Annotated in this window: 19 protein-coding genes and 5 pseudogenes; 13 read left to right on the forward strand and 11 right to left on the reverse strand. The window is 70.7% G+C overall.

What is annotated here, in order from left to right:
* Positions 1-10 precede the first annotated feature (10 nt).
* From IF20_RS00490 to IF20_RS00515, 7 genes are all read left to right on the forward strand, one after another.
* On the forward strand, positions 11-295 hold the full coding sequence (locus IF20_RS00490; RefSeq protein ID WP_052862875.1) for a hypothetical protein: 285 nt from the start codon (positions 11-13) through the stop codon (positions 293-295).
* Positions 295-1,017: a methyltransferase family protein gene (locus IF20_RS00495; protein ID WP_052862876.1), complete on the forward strand. Its 723-nt coding sequence runs from the start codon at positions 295-297 to the stop codon at positions 1,015-1,017. The genes IF20_RS00490 and IF20_RS00495 overlap by 1 nt, the downstream gene beginning before the upstream one ends.
* Positions 1,014-1,673, forward strand: coding sequence for an ATP-binding cassette domain-containing protein (locus IF20_RS00500; protein WP_052862877.1), 660 nt, complete (start codon positions 1,014-1,016; stop codon positions 1,671-1,673). Before IF20_RS00495 ends, IF20_RS00500 begins: the two co-directional genes overlap by 4 nt.
* On the forward strand, positions 1,670-3,205 hold the full coding sequence (locus IF20_RS00505) for an ABC transporter permease (protein ID WP_052862878.1): 1,536 nt from the start codon (positions 1,670-1,672) through the stop codon (positions 3,203-3,205). The genes IF20_RS00500 and IF20_RS00505 overlap by 4 nt, the downstream gene beginning before the upstream one ends.
* Before the next feature lie 270 nt (positions 3,206-3,475).
* Positions 3,476-3,643 carry a cation-transporting P-type ATPase gene (locus IF20_RS39690; RefSeq protein WP_234426434.1) on the forward strand — a complete coding sequence of 56 codons (168 nt, stop codon included), beginning with the start codon at positions 3,476-3,478 and terminating at the stop codon, positions 3,641-3,643.
* Positions 3,628-3,882: a hypothetical protein gene (locus IF20_RS39695; RefSeq protein ID WP_234426435.1), complete on the forward strand. Its 255-nt coding sequence runs from the start codon at positions 3,628-3,630 to the stop codon at positions 3,880-3,882. The genes IF20_RS39690 and IF20_RS39695 overlap by 16 nt, the downstream gene beginning before the upstream one ends.
* A 61-nt stretch (positions 3,883-3,943) precedes the next feature.
* Entirely contained in the window at positions 3,944-4,162 is a 219-nt protein-coding gene (locus IF20_RS00515) for an AMP-binding enzyme (protein ID WP_052862880.1), read from the forward strand.
* A gap of 153 nt (positions 4,163-4,315) precedes the next feature.
* On the opposite strand, the pseudogene IF20_RS39700 reads toward IF20_RS00515, so the two are convergent.
* From IF20_RS39700 to IF20_RS40645, 6 genes and pseudogenes are all read right to left on the reverse strand, one after another.
* Positions 4,316-4,432, reverse strand: a pseudogene (locus IF20_RS39700) (Hsp20/alpha crystallin family protein); the annotation flags it as partial.
* A gap of 3 nt (positions 4,433-4,435) precedes the next feature.
* A pseudogene (locus tag IF20_RS38835) lies at positions 4,436-4,877 on the reverse strand (hypothetical protein); the annotation flags it as partial.
* Between the two features lie 39 nt (positions 4,878-4,916).
* A complete protein-coding gene (locus IF20_RS00525; RefSeq protein ID WP_052862882.1) occupies positions 4,917-5,528 on the reverse strand; it encodes an Rv1733c family protein in 612 nt (203 codons plus the stop codon).
* A gap of 383 nt (positions 5,529-5,911) precedes the next feature.
* On the reverse strand, positions 5,912-6,184 hold the full coding sequence (gene pspAA / locus IF20_RS38840) for a PspA-associated protein PspAA (RefSeq protein ID WP_234426473.1): 273 nt from the start codon (positions 6,182-6,184) through the stop codon (positions 5,912-5,914).
* Between the two features lie 2 nt (positions 6,185-6,186).
* Positions 6,187-6,966 carry a PspA/IM30 family protein gene (locus tag IF20_RS00535; RefSeq protein WP_052862884.1) on the reverse strand — a complete coding sequence of 260 codons (780 nt, stop codon included), beginning with the start codon at positions 6,964-6,966 and terminating at the stop codon, positions 6,187-6,189.
* Between the two features lie 226 nt (positions 6,967-7,192).
* Positions 7,193-7,588 (reverse strand): annotated as a pseudogene (locus tag IF20_RS40645) (diacylglycerol kinase family protein); the annotation flags it as partial.
* A 611-nt stretch (positions 7,589-8,199) separates the two neighbouring features.
* On the opposite strand from IF20_RS40645, the gene IF20_RS00540 reads away from it, so the two are divergent.
* The gene (locus IF20_RS00540; RefSeq protein ID WP_052862885.1) at positions 8,200-8,619 is read left to right on the forward strand and encodes an SHOCT domain-containing protein; all 420 of its coding nucleotides are present in this window, start codon (positions 8,200-8,202) and stop codon (positions 8,617-8,619) included.
* 195 nt (positions 8,620-8,814) lie between these two features.
* Positions 8,815-10,431, forward strand: a complete 1,617-nt coding sequence (locus tag IF20_RS00545) for an alpha/beta hydrolase (RefSeq protein ID WP_052862886.1) — start codon at positions 8,815-8,817, stop codon at positions 10,429-10,431.
* A gap of 8 nt (positions 10,432-10,439) precedes the next feature.
* On the opposite strand, the gene IF20_RS00550 is transcribed toward IF20_RS00545, so the two are convergent.
* Positions 10,440-11,111 carry a CPBP family intramembrane glutamic endopeptidase gene (locus tag IF20_RS00550; RefSeq protein WP_110943762.1) on the reverse strand — a complete coding sequence of 224 codons (672 nt, stop codon included), beginning with the start codon at positions 11,109-11,111 and terminating at the stop codon, positions 10,440-10,442.
* Between the two features lie 376 nt (positions 11,112-11,487).
* Here IF20_RS00550 and IF20_RS38845 point away from each other — a divergent pair, with 376 nt between their 5' ends.
* Positions 11,488-11,724, forward strand: a complete 237-nt coding sequence (locus IF20_RS38845) for a hypothetical protein (protein WP_052862888.1) — start codon at positions 11,488-11,490, stop codon at positions 11,722-11,724.
* A gap of 142 nt (positions 11,725-11,866) precedes the next feature.
* On the opposite strand, the pseudogene IF20_RS40825 reads toward IF20_RS38845, so the two are convergent.
* Positions 11,867-11,998: pseudogene (locus tag IF20_RS40825) on the reverse strand (hypothetical protein); the annotation flags it as partial.
* Positions 11,999-12,152: 154 nt separating this feature from the next.
* Complete coding sequence (locus IF20_RS00560) at positions 12,153-12,944, reverse strand: MFS transporter (protein WP_052862889.1); 792 nt, start codon at positions 12,942-12,944, stop codon at positions 12,153-12,155.
* Positions 12,945-13,214: 270 nt separating this feature from the next.
* Between IF20_RS00560 and IF20_RS00565 the strand changes: the two are divergent.
* Positions 13,215-13,983, forward strand: a pseudogene (locus IF20_RS00565) (NADP-dependent phosphogluconate dehydrogenase); the annotation flags it as partial.
* A gap of 198 nt (positions 13,984-14,181) precedes the next feature.
* Positions 14,182-14,934, forward strand: a complete 753-nt coding sequence (locus IF20_RS00570; RefSeq protein WP_110943658.1) for a pyridoxamine 5'-phosphate oxidase family protein — start codon at positions 14,182-14,184, stop codon at positions 14,932-14,934.
* A 35-nt stretch (positions 14,935-14,969) separates the two neighbouring features.
* Here IF20_RS00570 and yczR read toward each other — a convergent pair whose 3' ends face one another.
* Positions 14,970-16,517: a MocR-like transcription factor YczR gene (yczR, locus tag IF20_RS00575; RefSeq protein ID WP_110943659.1), complete on the reverse strand. Its 1,548-nt coding sequence runs from the start codon at positions 16,515-16,517 to the stop codon at positions 14,970-14,972.
* Positions 16,518-16,628: 111 nt separating this feature from the next.
* Here yczR and yczE point away from each other — a divergent pair, with 111 nt between their 5' ends.
* Positions 16,629-17,378, forward strand: coding sequence for a membrane protein YczE (yczE, locus tag IF20_RS00580; protein ID WP_234426436.1), 750 nt, complete (start codon positions 16,629-16,631; stop codon positions 17,376-17,378).
* Here yczE and IF20_RS00585 read toward each other — a convergent pair.
* Positions 17,305-18,072, reverse strand: a complete 768-nt coding sequence (locus tag IF20_RS00585) for a DeoR/GlpR family DNA-binding transcription regulator (RefSeq protein WP_267881113.1) — start codon at positions 18,070-18,072, stop codon at positions 17,305-17,307. The genes yczE and IF20_RS00585 overlap by 74 nt on opposite strands.
* Between the last annotated feature and the right edge of the window lie 39 nt (positions 18,073-18,111).

Below are 18,111 nucleotides of genomic sequence, written 5' to 3' on the forward strand. Positions count from 1 at the left end.
GGAGGACAGCATGGGCGGTCTCCTCGCGATGCTGCTCGGCCTGGTGCTGCTGGGCGTGCTCTACGACACGGTGCGCCTCATCGGGCCCGGCGAGTCCCGCTGTCCGCCGCCGGCCCGGTTGCGGGGCCGCCGCGCCGGACCGGAGGCCGCCGAACGGTGGCTGGTCGGCCGGCGGCTGCACGGCCGGATCGACGCGGCCACGTACACCCGCCGGATGGCCGTCCTCGCCCACGGCCACCGCACGTTCTCGACGAGGACGAAGACGCCGAGAACAACGAGCACGAGGAGGACGTGATGGCCGACGCCGCATATGGGCTGTGGCCGTTGGTCGTGTTCAACACCCTGTTGTTCGTGGTGTTCGCGGCCAGCTTCTTCCATCCGAAGACAAAGCGGGACTGGCGGGCCATGGGCGCCTACACCGCCTTCCTGGTGGCGCTGTTCACCGAGATGTACGGCACCCCGCTGACCATCTACCTGCTCGGCAGCTGGCTCGGCTCCCGGTTCCCCTTGCTGAAGGACACCCATGCCGGCGGGCACCTGTGGAACGACCTGACCGGCTGGTCCGGTGACCCCCACCTCAGCCCCTTCCACCTCGCCAGCTACGTCGCCATCGGCGGAGGATTCTGGCTCATCGCTGCCGCGTGGCGGCATCTGCACGAGGCCGCCCAGCACCACCGCCTGGCCGTCACCGGCCCGTACGCGAGGGTGCGGCACCCCCAGTACGACGGATTCCTCCTCATCATGATCGGTTTCCTGCTGCAGTGGCCCACCATCCCCACCCTGATCATGTTCCCGGTCCTGGTGTACGTCTACGCCCGCCTCGCCCGCAACGAAGAACGCGACATGGCCCGGCAATTCGGCGAGGAATGGGCCGACTACGCCGCCCGCACACCTGCCTTCCGGCCACGCCGCAGGGCTCCCCGCACCGGTGCTCCCGCTCCGTCGGCCGCCCCGCCGCAGCAGCGCGACACCGAGCCGGGCCTGTCCTCGCCGCCGTCCCGCAGGCGCCCGCGATGAGCCTGGCCGGGCCACCCCTCGGTGGCACGGTCCTTGAAGCGTTCGGCATCGAGAAGGCGTACACGCGCGGGGTGTGGCCCCTCCGCCGTCGGCTGCCGGTGCTGCGAGGCGTCGACCTCACTCTCGGCCCCGGTGAAGTGGTCGGCCTGGTCGGGGAGAACGGCTCGGGCAAGAGCACCCTGATGAAGATCCTGGTCGGTGCCCTGGCCGCGGACGCCGGCCGGGTGACGCACACCGGGCGGCTGGGCTACTGCCCGCAGGAACCCGTCGTCTACGAACGCCTCACCTGCGACGAGCACTTCGAACTGTTCGGCCGCGCCTACGCCATGGCCGAGGAAGGCGAGCGACGCGCCCGTCGGAGCCTCTACGCGGCACTCGGCTTCGAACGCTACGCCGCCACCCGTACGGACCGACTGTCCGGCGGCACCCTGGCCAAGCTCAACCTCGGGCTCGCGCTGCTGGCCGACCCCGAGGTGCTGCTGCTGGACGAGCCGTACGCGGGCTTCGACTTCGACACCTATCTGCGGTTCTGGGACCTGGTCGGCGAGCGCCTGAAGGCAGGCCGCTCGGTGTTGATCATCAGTCATTTCGTGACGGACGAGGAGCGCTTCGACCGGATCGTGCAGCTGAGGGACGGACGGGCGGTGCCGCGATGACGACCAGAATGGCAACGGTCACGACCAGAATGGCCACGGCCCTGTTCACCCGGCGTTTCCTGGTGGCGGCCGCCCGTAATCCGGTCAACGTGATGATGCTCGTCCTGGTGCCGGTGGTGTTCGTGGTGGTGGCCGACGGGGCTCTCGCGGACGCCGCCGAACTGCTCGGCGGGAAGGGCGGCCCGGCCACGCAGACCGCCACGGCCGGCTGGGCCGCCGGTTTCATCGCCGCCATCGCCATGTACTTCCAGGTGCGCGCCGCCCGTGCCACCGACCGCCGCCTGGTGCTCGCCGGGCTCGCACCCGCCCGTCTGGTCGGCGCCCGGATGGCCGCCGGCCTGGCCCTGGCACTGGTGGCGGCCGCCGCTTCCCTGGCAACACTCGCGGCACGTACCGGTATCGACAATCCGGGGAGGGCCGTCGCCGGAACACTGATGTACGCCGTGATCTACCTCGCCACCGGAGCGCTCATCGGCGCTCTGGTCGCCGGACCGGTCAACGGCACCGTCCTCATCCTGTTCGTATGGATTCTGGACGTCTTCTTCGGCGCCGCGTTCGGCTCGGCCGACCGCGTCGGCACCCGCGCCCTGCCGACGCACTTCGTGACGCTGTGGATGACGGACCTGCCCTCCCGCCACGGCGGCCGCATCGGCGACCTCGGCTGGTCCCTGGCCTGGACCGCCGCCGCAATCACCGTCAGCTGGACGGTCATCACCCGTACCAGCCGGATCGCCCGGCCGCGCCGCCGCTCCGCTCCCGGTTCCGTCGTGTACCAACTGACGACAGGGGTACGGATGGGGCTGCGCGAAGTCGGCCGCAATCGCGTCCTGTGGGCGCTGCTGGTCGCCGTCCCCACGGTCTTCGTGCTCCTCACCGTGCCGACCACTCCCAAGCACTACCAGACTCTGGCCCTGCCCGAGGCGGGTCGCACGATCACCGTGCGCTTCTGGTTCCCCGACACCCACCCCGGGTTCATGGCCCCCACCGCCATCGCCTCCCTGGCGGCTCTCGTGGGGCTCTTCACCGTCCTGGACGCCCGCTCCGCCGACCGGCGCCTGGCCCTGGCCGGCTTCCGCCCCGGCCCGCTGCTCGCCTCCCGGCTGGCCACGATCGCGTTCAGCGCACTGCTGACGACCGCCGTCTCACTCGCCGTCACCGCGGCCGTCTTCGATGCGCGCCAATGGGGCCTGTACATCGCCGCCAACACCCTGATCGCTCTCACCTACGGACTCATCGGCGTCCTGATCGGCTCGCTCCTCGGCCGTGTCGGCGGGGTCTTCATCGCCTTCCTGATCCCGTTCCTCGACCTCGGCATCGAACAGAGCCCCATGCTCAACCCCGAGCTCTCCGCCCTCGCCCACGCCACGCCCGGATACGGCGCGAGCCGCGTCCTCTACGACGCCGCTCTCACCCCCTCCTTCGACGAGACCGGCCCCCTCCTCATCGCCTTCGCCTGGCTCGGCGGCCTGCTCCTCGCCGCGGTAGTACTGTTCCGCCACACCGCGGCACCGTCCCGGCACGCACCGCACTGACCCGTACGGCGGTAACGCGACAGGGCGCGGATGCTCAGCGCCGGCACATGCGGTGTGTTGCCACACGCCGCCGGCCCGGTGTTCACGTCGGTCCGCCGATCGGTCAGTCATCGGTGGTAGGGCTTCTTGGTGGAGCTTCCTGAGCGGCAGGGCGTCGTCCCCTGAAGGTGGCTCCACACAGGACGGGAGCGGTGGATGGCACAAGCGCACAGACCAGTCAGGACACCTGCGAGCAGCTACCGGATCGCAGAGCAGCAGAGGGGCAGCCGGATGCCTGATGCGGACGCCGACGGCCTCCGTAGCCCGGCACTGACCGCGGTGGGTCTGTCGCTGGAAAAAGCCACGCGGCGACTGGCGCGCTACGGGCCCAACAAGATCCCCACCGAGCCGCCGACCCCGTGTGGCGGCGGGTGTTGCAGTAGTTGCGCGACCCGCTGATCCTGGTGCTGCTCGTGGCCGCCGCTCTGACGATCGCCACTGGTGATCTCTCCGACGCTGCCGTGATCCTGCTCGTGATCACGGTGAACACCGTGGTCGGCGTCGTGCAGGAGGTACGGGCAGAACAAGGCAGCCTCTGCCTTGTCTGCCATGAGTGCCCCGCCGCCAGGGTGGTACGGGGCGGTGCGGGGCGCTCCATCCCGGCTGCCGATGTGGTGCCCGGCGATCCTGGTCGCTGAGGGCGACATCGTTCCACGCGGACGGAGATGTGCTGGCAGCGTCTTTGCTGTCAAGGCGTTCGTGTCCCTGCGCCCCGGCACCGAACCAACGCCCGCGCTGGAGCGTGAGCTGCTGGCCTTCGGCCGCCGCAGGCTGGGTCCCGCCGTCGCGCCCCGGGAGATCGCCTTCGACCAGAACCTGCCGAGGACCCGCAGCGGCAAGGTCATACGCCGGCTGCTGCGCGCCCGCGAACTCGGCCTGCTCACCGGCGACCTGTCCACTCTGGAGGGATCCGCATGAGCCCCGCCCGCGGCACCCGTAAGGCCGAGACCGCGACCACCGCGAACGCGGCCCGGAGAGAGCTTGGGGCGAAGGAACTGCTGGTCCCGCTCCCGTATCGGCGTTCGGCGGCAGACTGGTGCGGTAGTCGAACTGCCCGATGTGGCGGGTGTTCCGCCGGACCACGCCGGTGCGTTCCTTCTCCTTGATCTCGCCATGGACGTCGAGCTCGCCGTCGGTGACTTCTACGGCGATCTGATCCTTGTCCACACCAGGAAGCTCCAGCTCCACCAGGTGGCACCGTGCGAAGGCGCGGAACGCCTCTTCCTCCGTCGGGAACGCTTCCACGTAGGAGTGGGCCATCGTGCCGACGGCAGGTATGCCCTCGGCAGTGGCGGCGGCCACGTCGCTGGTACCGGCGAAACCGACCATGGCACCGAGCCGGGCGGCCTGGAAGCCTGCCTGCGGACCGGGTGAACTCCAGGCCGCGCAGTGGCTCAAGGTCCCGCAGGGGCCGGTGCAGCGCGGAGGCGAAGGCATCGATGTCGTCGCGGCCGATCCGGAAGCCGGACAGGTAGTCGGGTACCGGCTCCAGCCCCGCGGCGACCAGAAAGCCGCGGTCGGCGGGGAGGTCGCGGACGAGGAGGCTGAACGTGGCCGGACCAGTCATGTTCTCCCGCGGGTAGGACATGGCCATCGTCACTTCGTACACATCGGTGGTCGTGGCGTCGGACATCGGCGTCGCCTCCTCGGCTCCCGTGCGGCCTGCTGTCGGTCACTGGCGGAAGCGCGCGGACCACCGCGGCTCCACCAGATCCCACTCGGCGTCCCACTGCGCGTACCTCCGACGGTCCAGCGCCAGGCGCATGCCCGCCCGTGCCGCGAAGAGTCCCGCGGCCACGGCGACCGCCGTCCCTCCGCCCGCCATCCAGCCCATGGCCATTGCGCTGTGCGCTGTCATCGGCGGACCGGTGATGGTTCCGTCCCGGTCCAGCCAGATCCGCACGGTGGCGCCCTCGGGCGTACCCGACTTCACCATGGCGGTTCCGGTGCGCTCCGCGCCGTTCTTGTCGGTCCAACGGACCTGCGCCCGTTGCTTGGCGTACGCGGCGTCTTGTGGTTCGTCGGCATGCGACGTCAGTCGGGCGGTGACCTCGTGCCGTTGCGCCGACTGGACGTGCACCGTGCGCAGCGAGGACTCGTATGCGGTCAGTCCCGCGCTGAGCGAGGCCGCCGGCAGTCCGATGGCGAGTATGAGCATCAGGAACCGGGAGAGCCAGGATTCGATCCTGTCGGATGTCCGCCGCAGCGGGTTGGCTCCCTTGGACGGGTGGTCCTGATGCGGCGGATACGGACCGGATGCGTACGGCGAACCTTGTGCACCCATGATCTGGCCTTCAGCATGTCGCTGGTCCGTGCACTCACCACCATGGAGCGGCAGCAGACCCGGCCACAGAATGCCGCGCGTATGCGTGTGGACCGCTCACCTGCGGCCTCATCGGCCTCCTGATCGGCTCGCTCCTCAGCCGTTCGGCGGGGTCTTCATCGGCTTCGCTACTTGGCGCTTACCGGCTCATCCCGGTGCACTGAAATCGGCGGATATGCCGGCGAGTTGGTCCAGGCGGCACTGAAGGGTGGGATGGGTGAAGACCAGGGCGGGCGGCGGTCCCGGCCGCCGGAGCGGCGGGGCTGCTGGCCGCCCATCGTCACCGCCATACCGGCCGTCAGCTGCCGGTCGGGGCGGAAGCGGCTGCCCATCGTCCCCTCATCTCATCCCGGGATCAGGCCCTCGTCGGCGAGCAGTTCCTGCAGCTCGTCCAGGCTGGTGTCCTCGTCGGGCAGGATCAGGTCGGACGGCGCCAGGTCGGAGTCGGGCAGGCGGGTGCCCAGGGCGCGTACCGTGTCCAGCAACTCCCGCAGGCCCGCGGCGAACTCCGCCTCGTCGCCGGAGGCAGCGGCCGCCTGCAATACGACGTCCAGTGCGTTGAGCCGGTCCAGATGCGATGCGGCGATCTCGTATTGGCCCTCGCCCAGAATCCGCATGATCACGACAGCCCCTCCTTGCCCTCGCCCGATGTGTCCTCTGGACGGCCCTCCTCCAGCGCGGCCGGCGCGGGGGCCGACGGAAGCCGCTCCTTCATCCGGGCCAGCTCCAGTTCCACATCCCGGCCCGCGGTGGCCGCATCCAGCTGGGCCTGGATGTCGTCCCGGCCCGCAGGCAACGTCGCATCCTCCAGCGCGCCTGAGGCGATCAGCTCGTCGAGCGCACCGGCCCGCGCCTGCAGCTGCTCGGTCCTGTCCCGGGCCCGCTCGACGGCCATGCCGACATCGCCCATCTCCTCGCCGATCCCGGTGACCGCCTCGGTGATGCGGGTCTGCGCCTCGGCCGCGGTGTACGTGGCCTTGATGGTCTCCTTCTGGGTACGGAACGCCTCCACCTTCGTCTGCAGCCGCTGCGCGGCCAGGGTGAGCTTCTCCTCCTGCGCCTGCAACGACTCCTGCTGCCCCTGCAGATCGGTGACCTGCGAGGCCACCGCGGCCCGTCGGGTGAGCGCCTCCCGGGCGAGATCCTCCCGCCCGACGGCGAGCGCCTGCTGCGCCTGGTCCTGCAGGCGGCCGGCCGACTGCTCCAGCCTGGTCGCCTGCAGCTCGACGCGCTTGCGGCTGGTGGCCACATCGGCCACGCCACGCTGGACCCTGCGCAGCAACTCCTGCTGCTGCCCGTACGAATAGTCCAGTACTTCGCGCGGGTCCTCGGCCCGGTCCAAGGCCTTGTGCGCCTTGATCCGGAACAGCGCGGCAATACGGTGCGCAATGCTGCTCATGGCCCTCCACTTTCTCTCGGCCCGGAACCGGCCGGCCGGGCCACCGATGCCGGCACACGCCGCGGCCGCCGGCGGGACTGTCGCGACGGGGCAGGACGGGGCAGGTTTGTGCATAGCCAGCTTCGTTCCGCCTCCCTCCGCTGCGGCCAGCCTGGGCCCTTCGAGGGGCGCTCCCCAGAGGTACGACGGACCCGGCGGTGGGCCAAAGGTCCCTCCCCGCCGGAATGACCAGCAGCGGTACGCCGTGCGCGGAGGCCACTTCAGCGACGACGGCCTGAGTGCCGTCCCCACCGGCCACCCCCAGCAGGTCGGCGCCCTTGGCGATCGCCTCCCGCGCCAGCCCGGCCACGTCGACCGTGCCCGGCCCTTCCAGCAGCGCGACGTCTGCGCTCAGCGCCTCCGCTTTCTGCCGCAGTCCACAACGCTCGACCTTGCCGCCACCGGAACGCGGATTCATGATCAGGAAGGGCTGCCGTGGCGGGAAGGCGGGGTACTCCGGCATCGCGGCCGGCCGGTCTACGCGCACCAGCGCTGTCCGGGCGGCGACGACGGCGGACAACCACAGCACGGCCGACAGCACGGCGATCCATGTGACGTGGTGCCGCACGTACTGCACCAGCATCAGGGTCGGCGCGGCAACGGCCAGTACGACGGCGAGAATCCGCGGCACACCTCGATGCGTGAGGGCCCACCAGATGGCGGCCACCGTCACCACCACGCCGCTGGTCCCCACACCGATCAAAGCAAACGCCCTGAGCCCCGAGGACACGAGTAGCACGGTCACGGCCGCCGCTGCCGTCAGCAGCGACAGCCGTGCCCACACCGCTCCCCCGCTGCCGGCCGGGCCCTGGGCCCCGCGGGCTGTCCGCCCCGTGCCACGGCGCTCCGTGGTGACCAGGCAGTACCCCGTTGCCGAGCGATTCGGTGCCAAGCACTCATCAGCGCCTCCCCCCTGCTCCGCCCAGCTCGGCACGGAGCCCGCCGCGCGGCACCCTCCGCGATTCCCGGCACCGCCGCCTTTTTCCCGTCCGGCTATGGCCCCTTCCGTACAGTCGCCCTACTGTCAGCAACAGGGTGTCCCAGGACCGCGGCCGTGAAGACCGTACGCCGGCCGTCCGCCTTCGGAACGAACCCGCATACGTTCTTCCGCGCTGCATGTCCCTCTCACGGCTCCGCCACCGCCCCGCGCGGTCACACCGTTCCGGCGGGATGGGCGAGAGGAAGGAGAAGACCATGAGCGGTTCCGTCACCCTCGCGTACGACTATCCACTGCTCGGCGTTTTCTGGACCACGTTCTGGCTGTTCATGTGGATGCTGTGGTTCTTCCTGCTCTTCCGCGTCATCGGTGACGTCTTCCGCGACGACCGGCTGAACGGATGGGCCAAGGCGGGCTGGATCGTCTTCGTCCTCGTACTGCCCCTCATCGGTGTCCTCATCTACGTCCTCGCCAGGGGCCGCGGCATGGGCCGACGCGAAGTGAGCAGGGCGCAGGCTCAGCAGGAGGCGTTCGACGAGTACGTTCGCCGGACCGCGGCAACGGGCACGTCCCGCACCAGTCAGGCCGAGGAGCTGGCGAAACTGACCCGGATCAGGGACCGCGGCAACCTCACGGAGTCCGAGTTCCAGCAGGCGAAGGACAAGATCCTGCACTGACCGCACTGGCCGCACTGGTCTCGGTGGCATCGGTGACCACGCTGTCTTGATGGACCCTTCCGGACGGAGGCAGCCATGGCGGGAGAAGCATCAAGGCCGCGGACCGGTCCGTCCCGTGACGCAGCGGGCGCGGGTACCGCGCCGGTGAGCGAGAGCCCTGCTCAGCCACCGAGGTCCCGCAAGCACCGGGAACTGTTGTCCCTCACGCTCCCCGGCTGCTGGGGTGCGCTCCTGTTCGCCTGTCTCTCCTTCACCCCGTCGCTGCTGCCCCGCGGCGGCATCCTGCAAGGCTTGATCTGCGGCATCAACGCCGCCCTCGGTTACGGGGCCGGTGTACTCGCCGCATGGCTATGGCGCGCGTTCGCCGATCGCGAGCCACGGCCCGCACGGCGCAAGTCCTGGACGGTCTTCCTCCTCGGCGCGGTCTTCCTGTTCGGACTCTTCTTCGGCTTCGGGCAGTACTGGCAGCACCAGATCCGGCAGCTGATGGGCGTAACTCACTACAACGTCCCGCTCGCCGTGGTTTCGCCGCTGATCGCGGCGCTGGTCTTCTGCCTCCTGCTGCTGGCCGCACGCGGCATCCGCGCCTTGTACCGGCGCCTCGTGCGCCTGCTCAGGCGCTGGATCGGACCGCGCGCGGCGGCCGCCGTCGGCTGGGCCGCGGTCGCCGCCCTGGTCTGGGCGCTCGTCACCGGCCTGCTGCTCAACGGCCTCGTCACCCTCGCCAACGACGCGTTCTCACTACGCGACACCACCACCGAGGAGGGGGCCCACCGGCCCACGACGACCCTTCGCTCCGGCGGTCCCGGCTCGCTCGTGCCGTGGGACACCCTGGGCCTGCAAGGACGCAACTTCACCGGCACCGGCCCCTCGACGACACAGATCGAGCGGTTCACCGGCCGTGCGGCGCAGGAGCCGGTCCGGTCGTACGCCGGACTGGAGTCGGCCGACAGCGCGGAGGCCCGGGCCGCGAAGGCGGTCGACGACCTGACCCGGCAGGGCGGCTTCCAGCGCAAGAACCTGCTCGTGGTGACAACGACGGGAAGCGGCTGGGTGGATCCCGCGTGCGTGGATACCTTCGAGTACCTCAGTGGCGGCGACTCGGCCACCATAGCGATGCAGTACTCCTACCTGCCGTCGTGGCTCTCCTACCTGGTCGACCAGACCAAGGCCCGGGAGGCGGGCCGTGCCCTCTTCGACGCGGTCTACGACGACTGGTCGAAACTGCCGCCGCGCCACCGCCCGCGGCTGTTCGTCGCCGGTGAGAGCCTGGGGTCCTTCGGCGGGGAGACCGCCTTCAGCGGGGAGTACGACCTGCGCAACCGCACCGCGGGCACCCTGTTCGCCGGTCCGCCCGCCTTCAACACCCTGTTCCGGGAGTTCAGCGACCACCGTGATGCCGGCAGCCCCGAGATCCAGCCCGTCTACAAGGACGGCCGGACCGTACGGTTCGCCACCGATCCGGCCGCACAGATTCCGCCGTCGGACCGGCCTTGGAAGGGCAGTCGCGTCCTGTACCTCATGCACTCCTCCGACCCGATCGTCTGGTGGAGTCCGCGCCTCGTCCACAGCAAGCCGGACTGGATCGGCCAGCACCCGGGCGAGGACGTGCTCAAGCAAATGGTGTGGCTACCCCTCGTCACCTTCTGGCAGGTCACCGCGGACCTCCCCTTCGCCACCGGCGTACCCAGCGGCCACGGTCACACGTACACCACCGAATACGTCGACGCGTGGAACACCGTCATGCGGCCCCCGGACATGTCCGCCCACCAACTCGACCGGCTCAAGGACATCATCGCGGTCGGGAAGTGACGGGTCGATCACCGCAGCAGGAAACCGACCAGGTAGCCGAACGCGTTGACCGCCCAGTGCAGGCCCATCGGCGCCAGCAGACTGCCGCTACGACGGCGCAACTCGCAGAAGAGCACGCCGGCGGCCCCCGTGAACAGCACTGCGCCCACGACGGCAACCGTCGCACCGTAAGTGGAACTGCCCAACACCGAGGTCAGCACGGGTTTCACGCTCGCCAGGTGCAGCGACGGCAGAACATGCCACAGCCCGAACAGCACGCTCGACACGGTCGTCGCCCACACCGCACCCCGTGCCCTACGCACCAGGCCGTACAGCACACCCCGGAAGGCCACCTCCTCCAGCAGCACCGTGCCGAGCGGTACCGTCGCCAGGACCCGCAGCGCCACCTGACCACCCGTCAGCGCGCCGTACCGCTCGTCCGCGAACGAGCCCCGGGTCGCCGGCAACAGGGCCGCCCCCGCGTACACCACACCGACCAACGCGACCAGCAACACGGCCCAGCGCGCCCCACGCCCCAGCGTGGCAGGAGCCAGCCCCGCATCCGCCCAGGTGCCGCCGGCCAGAAAGAGCACTCCCAGCAGCACCGCACTGACCACCACGGCGGTCAGCATCCCGAACGACGGCCACCAGCGGTTGTTGGCCAGGTTGGTGACCGCCAGCACGGCGACGGTGACGCCCACGGCCGTGCCCGTACGCATCGCCCGCGGCGCGCGCCCGGTGTTTTCTGCTGTGTCAGTTCCCTCTCGGTGCATGAACCGCTCCAGGAGGAGTGTGCCGGCGGCCCGGCGTGGGCCCCGGTCGTTGCGGTCATCCTGTCCCCGACGCCCGCCGCGGTCCGCCGAACACCGGGTGGCCGAGCGATCGGCCGCATTCGCCGGGCCGCATCCGGGACGGGCCACGAGCCGGATACCCTCGGCACACCCGCTTCGAGGGGTGCCGAGCAAGCCGCACGCCGTGGGATGCTGGTGCTCGATGCAGGGGGGTGTCGGGCATGGTGTGTCAACTGCACCTTATCTGGCTCGTTGGACAGGGCGGTCCCGAGCCTCAAGGAGAGGTATGCAGGACCACCACCGCGAGCTGATCGAGGGGCGAGCAACTGTCCCCCGCGTCGGCTCCGTCGTCGGGCTGGAGACCAGGTCCCCCGGATACGCCGTCCTTGACACCTCCGGTGATGTCGTTGAGTCTGTCGTCTCGTTTCTGCGAGAGCTCGCGCTCGACGACAATCGGCCGCTCACGGGCCGCAGTTATGCCTACGACATACTGCGCTGGTTTGGCAGTGGCACTCCCGAATGAACAGATCGCCGTTGCGGAGGGCCGGTTCCCGAGGGGACGATGCGTGGAGGTGCCGGGCGGTCATCCCGGCGAAGTGTTGGAGGCGCTGCTTGTGAACACCGCACCGTGGTGCGCCTCGCTGTGCGCGCCAGACGCTGGCCACTTCGCTTCGCCCGCCGGCTGACGACACGTCGCGCGGGCGACGGTACTCGTGCGAGTAGCGTTTGATCGCCTCGCCGACCGTGGGGTCATAGACGATGGGCAGCAGTTCGGCCGGGTGGTCCCGCAGGATCTGCCGCCGTACAGCGTGGAACCGCGTGATGCGGGCACGGCAGGCCCGCATCACATCCTTCCGAGCGGCGGGGAACAGCAGGAGCCACCGCATGCCTGCCGGCAGGCACGAAGAGCTTGGCCCCGTCCCGTGAAACCGCAGGCACGGCCTGCCGCGGTCAGTCGGCCTCCACTGCCTCCTTGCCACGCAGGGAGGTGAAGGCCCACAGCGCCACGGCGAAGACGGTGACACCGAGGCCCGTGAGGCAGACTCCGGTCCACCCCGCCCGCGTCCACACGAACGACGCCACCGCCGAACCGAGCGCGCCGCCCAGGAAGTAGAAGGTCATGTAGATGCTGTTGATCCGGTTGCGCGCGGCCGCGTCGATGTCGTAGATGATCCGCTGGTTGAGCACATGCAGCCCCTGCACGCCGATGTCGAGGATCAGGATGCCGACCACGATGCCGACCAGGGTCCGGCCGGCGAACAGGAGCACCACGTACGCCAGGGCGATCAGGGCGACGGCGAGCGCGGTCGGCATGGGGTGGGTGTGCCGCTTCACGCGGCCGGTGAGGTTTGCGGCCATGGCGCCCGCCGCGCCCAGAAGCCCGAACAGGCCGATGACGGCGGGCGAGTAGTGGAACGGGGCCCGGCTGAGCTGCAGGGCGGCCGTGGACCAGAAGATGCTGAAGCCGGCGAAGCCCAGGGCGCCGTAGGCGGAGCGGACGCGGATCGCCGGGGTGGCGCGGTAGCTGCGGAGGGTGGAGCGCAACACCTCGCCGTACGGGGCGCGGTGCGGGATTTCGACGTCCATGGTGCGCAGGGCGCGGCGCAGAATGACGTTGACGATGCTCATCAGGACGGCGGCCGCGAGGAACAGCGGGCGCCAGCCGATGTATTCGGTCACCACGCCGGAAATGGTCCGCGCGAGCAGCATGCCGGTGAGCAGGCCGCTGATGACGGTCGCCACACCGGATCGCAGAAGGCCCCCCGGCCTCAGCGAGCAGGAATCAGCAAACGGTTCGGTTCCGCTCCGTCAAATGATCTACTGCGCGGAGCGCCGACCCACGAAGGGGTAGTCGACTGCGACAGCTATCCATGACACCCCATCAGGGAAGTCAGCAACAGGTCAGCATAAGCCCCGCCAAAGCCCGTCTCGGACCGCTAGGAAACGCCAAGATCAACAAAGCAGAAGATGGCTTGTGACCAGGGGAAACACAGGTAACAGCGGCAGTGCTACCACCACGGACCAGCACTCGTGAAGATGACGCACAACGGCATCGAGTACGCCGACATGCAGCTCATCGGCGAGGCGTACCAGCTGCTGCGCGACGTGGCCGGATACTCCACCGCGCAGATCGCGGACGTCTTCCGCACCTGGAACACCGGGCGCCTGGACTCCTACCTGATCGAGATCACCGCGGAAGTGCTGTCCCATGTGGACGAGGCGACGGGCAAGCCGTTCGTGGACGTGGTGCTCGACCGGGCGGAGCAGAAGGGCACCGGCCGCTGGACCGTGCAGATCGCCCTGGACCTGGGCGTTCCCGTCTCCGGCATCGCCGAGGCCGTCTTCGCCCGCTCCGTCTCCCTTCCACGAGATGGCCGCCGGCAGCGCGGAGTACGACTGGCACCTCGACCTCGGCAAGGTCGCCGCCATCTGGCGCGGCGGATGCATCATCCGGGCCGCCTTCCTCGACCGGATCACCCGCGCCTACGAGGCACAGCCCCAGCTGCCGAGCCTCCTCGCCGACAAGAGCTTCGCCGAGGAGATCGCCGCCGCGCAGGACGACTGGCGCGACGTGCTCGCCACCGCCGCCAGGCAGGGCGTTCCCACCCCCGCGTTCGCCGCCACCCTCGCCTACTACGACTCGTTGCGCGCCGAGCGCCTCCCCGCCGCCCTCACCCAGGGCCAGCGCGACTACTTCGGCGCACACACCTACCGCCGCACCGACCGCGACGGCGTCTTCCACACCCTCTGGGGCGGCGACAAGACCGAAGTCGACAGCTGACGGGCGTTCGGCTCGCAAGGGCCGACGCGGTCGGCGAGGGCCGGCACGCTGGTTCCTGCGCCGCCGCCGGAGCCGCCCGTACGGAGTACCGGGAGTACCGGGCCCTTCCGGGTGTGCGCGCCGTCCGGAAGGGCGGCGTGCGCACCGGCCGGCTTCGAGCGGCCGTAGGTCCAGGACGGCCGGTAGTGGGCGCACGCGATGGCCGCACGGCCCGAACGCTCTCGATGGCGCTGTCGGCCTCCTTACACTGGGCGCGTCCGCAAGCACGACGACCCGTGCAGCCGTGCTGACGCACCGGACATCCGGGCCGTGCACCCGCCCTGCTCCGCGTCATCGGCGCACATCCCACTGGAGGGCATCGTGTCCGTCTCGGTCGAGGAACTCTGTGCTGTCGCAAGCCATATCCTGCGCACCACTCGCTACATGACGCTGGGCACCGCTTCGACCGCAGGAGTTCCCATGGTGACTCCGCTGGCCCACGCCTGGGACGATCAGGACGCGTTCTACTGGTTCTCGGGAGCGGAATCCGTGCATTCCCTGAACATCGAGCGCAATCCGGTGGTCTCGATCGTCGTATTCGACTCCAATCCGCCCGACGGGGGCGGCCAGGGCCTCTACGCATGCGGCCGGGCCGAGGCGTTGCAGGGCGACGCGCTGGCCGAGGGATGCGAGATCTACTACTCCCGCCGTTACCCCGACCCGGCCGCGCGCTCCGAGCGGTACCGGCCGCCCGCGCAGTTCCGGGACCCCGCACCCAACCGGCTGTACCGGGCGCGGATCGAGTCGTACTCGGTACTGAGCCCCGAGGGCCACCCCGTGCACGGGGACACGGTCAGCCACCGGGTCGCCATCCCGTTCCGCACCGGGCTCCTCGCCGGGCCGAGGCCGTCCCGCCGACCGTGCCCGACCGGCTCTGACCATGGCGCAGCTGGAGGACCTCGCCCTCGATGAGGCGTGGCTCGCCCGGCGGTGAGCGGCCCCGCCTCTCAGGCGATCCAGTGGGGGCGTCGGCGGGCGGAGGTGGGACGCGCCAGGGCGGCGGGGAGGGCCGTGGCCAGGCGGTGTACGGCCTCGCGGAGGGTGTCCGGTGCGGTGGTGTACGGGATGCGGAGGCGTTGCTCGAAGAGGCCCGGGTCCGTGGCGAAGTGGGCGCCGCTCTCGATGCGTACGCCGTGTTCCCAGGCCCGTTCGGCGAGGGCCGTGGCGATCGGTTCACCCAGCTCGGCCCAGAGTGACAGGCCGCCGGGCGGCAGGTGCCAGCGCCACTGCGGGAGGTGTTCCGTCAACGCCTGCGCCAGTGCGGCCCGTTGGTCGCGGAGTTGGGCGAGGCGGTCCGGCAGGAGCGCGTCGGCCCGGTCGAGCAGGTCCAGCGCGAGGAGTTGGTCCAGCACCGAGCCGCCCATGTCGGTGGCGACGCGCTGACCGGCGAGTTCGGTGACGAGCTGGGCGGGCGCACGCAGCCAGCCGATGCGCAGCCCGGCCCAGTGGGTCTTGCTCATCGAACCGATGGTGATCAGGCGGCCGGTCCCGTAGCCCGCCGCTGCGTGGGAGGCGAAGGGCGGCGGAGCGGGCACGTCCAGGGCGAGTTCGGCCAGCGTTTCGTCGATGACCAGCCAAGTTCCGGAGCGTTCCGCGGCGCGCAGTACCCGGGCGCGTGCGTGCTCGGGCAGGAGGCAGCCGGTCGGATTGTGGAAGTCGGGGGTCAGGTAGGCGAGTCGGGGCACCGCCCGGTGGAACGTCGCTTCGGTGATCTCGATGTCCCAGCCGTCGTCGGTCACGGGGACGGACACGGTGCGCAGCCGGGCGCGGCGCATGGCGTCCAGCGCGTTCGGGTACGACGGGTTCTCGGTCATGATGCGGTCGCCGGGGCGGCAGAGGAGACCGAGGACGAGGGTGAGGGCGTGTTGCGCGCCGGCGGTCACCAGGATCTGTTCGGGCAGGGTGGGCAGGCCGCGTCGTACGAAGCGTTCGGCGACGGCGGCGCGCAGTTCCGGCAGGCCGTAGGGGTGGTAGCCGGGTGTGTGCAGCTGGGCGGCCAGGTGAGGTGCGATTCGGGCGAGTGCCTCGACGATGGTTCCCTCGGGCAGGCTCGGGGCAGCCCTGGCCAGGTCGATCGCGGTCTCCCGGGGCGCGAGGAGGCGCGCGACTCCCCTGGGCGTGCGGCCTTCCGGCAGCGTCGTCCACGTACCGGAGCCCTGCCGGCTGCGCGCGTAACCGCCCTCCCGCAGCAGGTCGTACACGGCGGTGACGGTGGGCCGGCTGACGTTCAGGGCCGCGGCCAGTTCGCGCTCGGCGGGGAGCCTGACGTGCAGTGCGATGCGTCCGTCCAGGATCAGCGCACCGATCGCTCGGGCGAGATGGCGGTAGACGGGCCTCTCCCCCGCCGGGTCGGGCAGCAGCGCGGCGAGTCGGTGCCCGCCGAGGGCGCGTTCCGCGCGGCCTGCCGTGTCCGCGCGGGGATACGTCCGGGGAGGGGTGCACCGATGCTCGGGGGAGTCGGCAGGTGCCTGCGAAGGCGGAGACGCGTCAGCCATACCATTCTTCCGGGATTGGCCATGGGAACGGAGCCGATCACTGTACAGAGTTGCCCGCAATGGCCGGCCACGAGGGCGCGGCGCACGAGACGCATTGCGGAGGCGGCAGGTATGGCACGGCAGCGGCAACGACGGGGGCAGCGACAGCGAGAGGGGCAGCGACAGCGGCGGGAGTTGCCCTCGCTCGGCTATCTCCCCCTGCGCGAGCGGCCGTTGCGTCGGCTGACCCAGCTGTTCGTCGGCCTCGCCCTGTACGGGTTCAGCCTCTCGGTGCTGGTGCGGGCCTCGTTGGGCGTCAATCCGTGGAGCGTGCTGTACGAGGGGGTGGCGGAGCGCACGTCCCTGAGTTTCGGCACGGTCAGCGCCGTACTGGGCGTCCTCGTACTGGCGTGGTGGATTCCGCTCGGGTTGCGGCCGACGTTCGGCACCGTCGCCAACATCGTCGTGCTGGCGTGCGCCGCCGACCTCGGCCTCCGGCTGCTCCCCGAGCACCTCGGGCTGGCGGTCCGGGTCGCCCTGCTGGTCGGCGGGGTGCTGCTCAACGGGCTGTCGGTGGCCGTCTACGTCGGTGCGCGCCTCGGCCCGGGGCCGCGGGACGGGCTGATGACCGGCACCGCCGCGGTGACCGGGCGCTCCCTGCGCCAGGTCCGCACGCTGATGGAGATCGTGGTGCTCGCGGTGGGCTGGCTGCTCGGCGGGACCGTCGGCGTCGGGACGGTGCTGTACGCGTGCGCGGTCGGTCCGGTCACGCAGTGCTGCGTGCCGTGGTTCGCGTACCGGGGCGCGGTCACACCTTCTGTACGGTCACGCCCGCGGCGATCAGGGCGTCCGTCTCCTCGTTCGGCGCCGACTCGTCGGTGACGACGGTGTGCAGGGCGGTGGCCGGCGCGACCAGGGCGAGCGCCGTTCGGGAGAACTTGTCCGCCTCGGCGACGGCGACGACGCGGCGGGCCGAGGCGATGGCGGCGCGCTTGACCGCGGCGTCCTCCAGGTCGTAGGCGGTCAGGCCGTTCGCCGCCGACAGTCCGCAGCAGCCGATGATCGCGGTGTCGAAGCGCAGGGCGGCGAGCGATGCCTCGGCCAGGGGGCCAGTCAGCGCCAGTTCGCCCGGTCTGGGGCGGCCGCCGGGGACGAGCAGGGTCAGTCGTGGCGCACCGGTCAGCGCGTTCACCGCGTGCAGGGACAGCGGCAGCACGGTCAGCCGCCGGGATTCCAGCGCGCGGGCGACCTCCAGGCAGGTGGTGCCGCTGTCGAGGACGATGGACTCGCCGTCGGCGAGCAGGTCGGCGACCGCGGCGGCGATCCGCCGCTTGGCGGCGACGCCCTCCTGGGCACGCAGTGCGAACGGCGGCTCCTCGCCGCGCAGCAGCAGGCTGCGGGCGCCGCCGCGGTAGCGCTCCAGGACGCCTTGGCCGGCGAGTGCTTCCAGGTCGCGGCGGATGGTCATCTCCGATGCACCGGTCAGCTCGGCCAGTTCGGCGACGCCCATCCGGCCGGCCTCGCGTACGGCCTCGGTGATGCGCCTCAGCCGGTCGGTGCTCGCTGTCGTGGTCACTCCCCGAGTGAACATCCGACATGTTCGGAAAGCAAGCTC

This window comes from Streptomyces niger, from assembly GCF_000718305.1.
GTDB classification, from domain to species: Bacteria; Actinomycetota; Actinomycetes; order Streptomycetales; family Streptomycetaceae; genus Streptomyces; species Streptomyces niger.